General features: G+C 65.1%; 3 protein-coding genes. 2 read left to right on the top strand and 1 reads right to left on the bottom strand.

Translation table 11 applies throughout. The features are described 5' to 3' along the window. Both VJS90_RS03675 and VJS90_RS03670 read left to right on the top strand, forming a co-directional pair. The coding region (locus VJS90_RS03675; protein ID WP_324119215.1) for an aconitase family protein at positions 1–1,157 on the top strand (1,157 nt) is incomplete at its 5' end. 136 nt (positions 1,158–1,293) lie between these two features. Then, positions 1,294–2,859, top strand: coding sequence for a PAS domain-containing methyl-accepting chemotaxis protein (locus tag VJS90_RS03670; protein WP_324119212.1), 1,566 nt, complete (start codon positions 1,294–1,296; stop codon positions 2,857–2,859). A gap of 50 nt (positions 2,860–2,909) precedes the next feature. On the opposite strand, the gene VJS90_RS03665 is transcribed toward VJS90_RS03670, so the two are convergent. After that, the coding region (locus tag VJS90_RS03665; RefSeq protein WP_324119210.1) for a pseudouridine synthase at positions 2,910–3,660 on the bottom strand (751 nt) is incomplete at its 5' end.

The following is a 3,660-nucleotide window of genomic DNA, read 5'->3' as shown; positions in this document are numbered from 1 at the left end:
CGTTGGACGACGCCATTGAAAAGGCCATCAGCAGCGCCGTCCTCACCGTGGCGTCGGTGCTCTCGGGCAACCGCAATTTCGAAGGCCGGGTCCACCCGCTGGTAAAGACCAACTGGCTGGCGTCGCCGCCCTTGGTGGTGGCCTATGCCCTGGCCGGCAGCGTGCGCATCGACCTTTCCAGCGAGCCGCTGGGCACAGGTTCCGATGGCGAGCCGGTCTACCTGCGCGACATCTGGCCCAGCCAGAAGGAAATCGCCGACGCCGTGGCCCGTGTCGACACGGCCATGTTCCACAAGGAATACGCCGAGGTGTTCGCGGGCGACGAGCAATGGCAGGCCATCGAGGTGCCGCAGGCCGCCACTTATGTCTGGCAGGACGATTCCACCTACATCCAGCATCCACCGTTCTTCGATGACATCGGCGGCCCGCCGCCGAGCATCGGCGACGTCCACCAGGCGCACATCCTGGCGCTGCTGGGCGACTCGGTGACCACCGACCACATCTCCCCTGCCGGCAACATCAAGACGGACAGCCCTGCGGGCCGCTACCTGCGCGACAAGGGCGTGGAACCGCGGGACTTCAACTCCTATGGCTCGCGACGCGGCAATCACGAGGTGATGATGCGCGGCACCTTTGCCAATATCCGCATTCGTAACGAAATGCTTGGCGGCGAAGAAGGCGGCAACACCCTGCACGTGCCCAGCGGCGAGAAACTGGCGATCTTCGATGCCGCCATGCGCTACCAGGCCGAGGGCACGCCGCTGGTGGTGATCGCGGGCCAGGAGTATGGCACTGGCTCGAGCCGTGACTGGGCCGCCAAGGGCACCAATCTGCTGGGCGTCAAGGCGGTGCTGGCCGAGAGCTTCGAGCGTATCCACCGCTCCAATCTGGTCGGCATGGGCGTGCTGCCCCTGCAGTTCACGGCTGGGCAGAACCGCAAGAGCCTGGCGCTGACCGGCAAGGAACGGGTGGACGTACTCGGCTTGAGCGAGTCTCACCTGCGTCCTGGCATGAGCCTGCCCCTGCGCATTACCCGCGAAGACGGCCAGCAGGAGGAGATCCAGGTGCTGTGTCGCATCGATACGCTTAATGAAGTGGAGTACTTCAAGGCGGGCGGCATCCTGCACTACGTGTTGCGGCAGTTGATCGCTGCCTGACCGTCCCGGCCTGCGGGGGCGGCGTTTCGCCGCGCCTGCCAGGCAAGGGAAAACGGCAGAAATTTTCCCTCGATAACCCTCAATAAATATAGGGACGTGCCGATAGCTGTGGAAAGCCTTGCGGATTGAACAGCAGATGCGTAACAACCAACCGATTACCCAGCGCGAACGGACTTTCCCTGCCCAACAGCGGTTGATTTCCACCACCAACACCAAGGGTGTGATCACCTACTGCAACGATGACTTCGTCGACATCAGTGGCTTCACCCGGGACGAGCTGATCCACGCACCGCACAACCTGGTGCGCCACCCGGATGTGCCGTCCGCGGTGTTCGAGCACATGTGGAGCACCCTGAAGCAGGGCCAGCCCTGGATGGGCATCGTCAAGAACCGCTGCAAGTCGGGCGACCACTACTGGGTCAATGCCTACGTCACGCCGGTCTTCGAGAACAACCAGGTGGCCGGTTTCGAGTCGGTGCGGGTCAAACCCACCGCCGAGCAGATCCGCCGCGCCGAAGCGCTGTACCAGCGCCTGAACCAGAACAAGCCCGCGGTACCTCGCCGCGACCGGTGGTTGCCGGTGCTGCAGGACTGGCTGCCGTTCATTCTGGTCAGCCAGGTCGGCTTCCTCATCGGCAGCGGGATCGGCCACTCCTGGGGCTTTGCCCTGGCGGCCGGCTTGTCGGTGCCGCTCGGCCTGCTGGGCCTCGGCTGGCAGCAACGGGGCCTCAAGCGCTTGCTGCGCCTGGCCGACCAGACCACCTCCGACCCGCTTATCGCGCAGATGTTCACCGACAGCCGCGGCGTCCAGGCCCGCCTGGAAATGGCCATGCTCAGCCAGGACGCGCGCATGAAGACCTGCCTGACACGTTTGCAGGACAGCGCCGAGCATCTCAACGAGCAGGCGCGCCAGTCCGACACGCTCGCTCACAACAGCTCGACCGGCCTTGAGCGCCAGCGCGTGGAAACCGAGCAGGTCGCCGCCGCCGTCAACCAGATGGCCGCCACCACACAGGAAGTGGCCAGCCACGTGCAGCGCACCGCCGATGCCACCCAGCAGGCCAATCGCCTGACCAGCCAAGGCCGTGAGATCGCCGGGGAAACCCGTGCGGCCATCCAGCGCCTGTCGACGGCGGTTGGCGAGACCGGCCAGACCGTGACCCAGCTCGCCCGCGACAGCGACGAGATCGGTGGAGTTGTCGATGTGATCAAGGGCATCGCCGACCAGACCAACCTGCTGGCCCTGAACGCCGCCATCGAAGCCGCGCGCGCCGGCGAGATGGGGCGTGGCTTCGCCGTGGTCGCCGACGAGGTCCGTCAACTGGCCCAGCGCACGGCGGAGTCCACCGGGCAGATCCATGGCCTGATCGCCAAGTTGCAGCAGACCGCCAGCAACGCGGTGCAAACCATGGAAGCCGGTCATCGCCAGGCCGAGGAAGGCGTGGCCCGGGTGATGGAGGCGGACCAGGCGCTGGTCGGCATCAGCGATGCGGTGGCCAATATCACCGACATGACCACCCAGATCGCGGCCGCGACCGAAGAGCAGACCGCGGTGGCCGATGAAATCAGCCGCAACATCACCACCATCGCCGAGCTTGCCGACCATACCTCCGAGCAGGCGCAGCATTCGGCGCGGCTCAGCGAGGAACTGACCCGCACCGCCACCAGCCAGTACTCGCTGGTGGAGCGGTTCAACCGGTAGGGATCAAGGGGCGAGGTTCGGGCCATGCACCTGCGGTGTCATGCCGGACCTCACCACTCCAGGCTCAGCCTGCTCTCGAAATACCGTTCCTCGCCGGTCAGCGGATCCTTGAAACGAAGGCTCTGCGCCAGCAGCTTGAGCGGCCTGGCGTAGTCATCCTCGACCTTGCGCAGTTGTGGATAGAACGGGTCATTGCAGATCCCGGCCCCCAGGGCACTCATGTGCACACGCAGCTGGTGGGTCTTGCCAGTCACGGGTGACAGGCCATAGCGCCACCACTCACCGTTGCGCTCCAGCACCTCGGCCAAGGTTTCGCTGTTGGGCACACCGGGTACTTCCTGCATGCGGAAGAACGGCTCGCCATGCCCCAGCCGGCTTTTATGCACCAACGGGAACTCAAGCGACGGCAAGGCGCCGGCGATGGCCTGGTAGCGCTTGTCGATCTGCCTGTTGGGAAACAGCGACTGGTAGGCGGAGCGGCTTTCGGGGTTCGCCGAAAACAGCACCAGCCCGGCGGTGTGCCGGTCGATACGGTGCAGCGGTACCAGATGGGGGTTGTCGAGGCGGCGGATCAGACGGCGCAGCAAAGTCTGCTCGACATACTCCCCCGTCGGGGTCACCGGCAGGAAATGCGGCTTGTCGGCCACCACCAGGTGCTCGTCGGCATGCAGGATGGCCTCCTCCACCGGTATCACCTTTTCGTTCGGCACTTCGCGAAAGTAGTGGATGCGCAGTCCTTGACGGTACGGCAGATCGATACTGATGGCCTGCCCCGAGGCATCGAGCACGCGGGCACGGGCA

The sequence above is a fragment of the Pseudomonas sp. genome, assembly GCF_035277045.1.
In the GTDB taxonomy this organism is placed as follows: Bacteria; Pseudomonadota; Gammaproteobacteria; order Pseudomonadales; family Pseudomonadaceae; genus Aquipseudomonas.
This window is presented reverse-complemented; position numbering and strand designations above follow the sequence as displayed.

Excerpts from the sequence above, each read along its gene's own strand:
- VJS90_RS03670 (WP_324119212.1), top strand. The coding sequence starts at position 1,294 with ATGCGTAACAACCAACCGATTACCCAGCGCGAACGGACTTTCCCTGCC.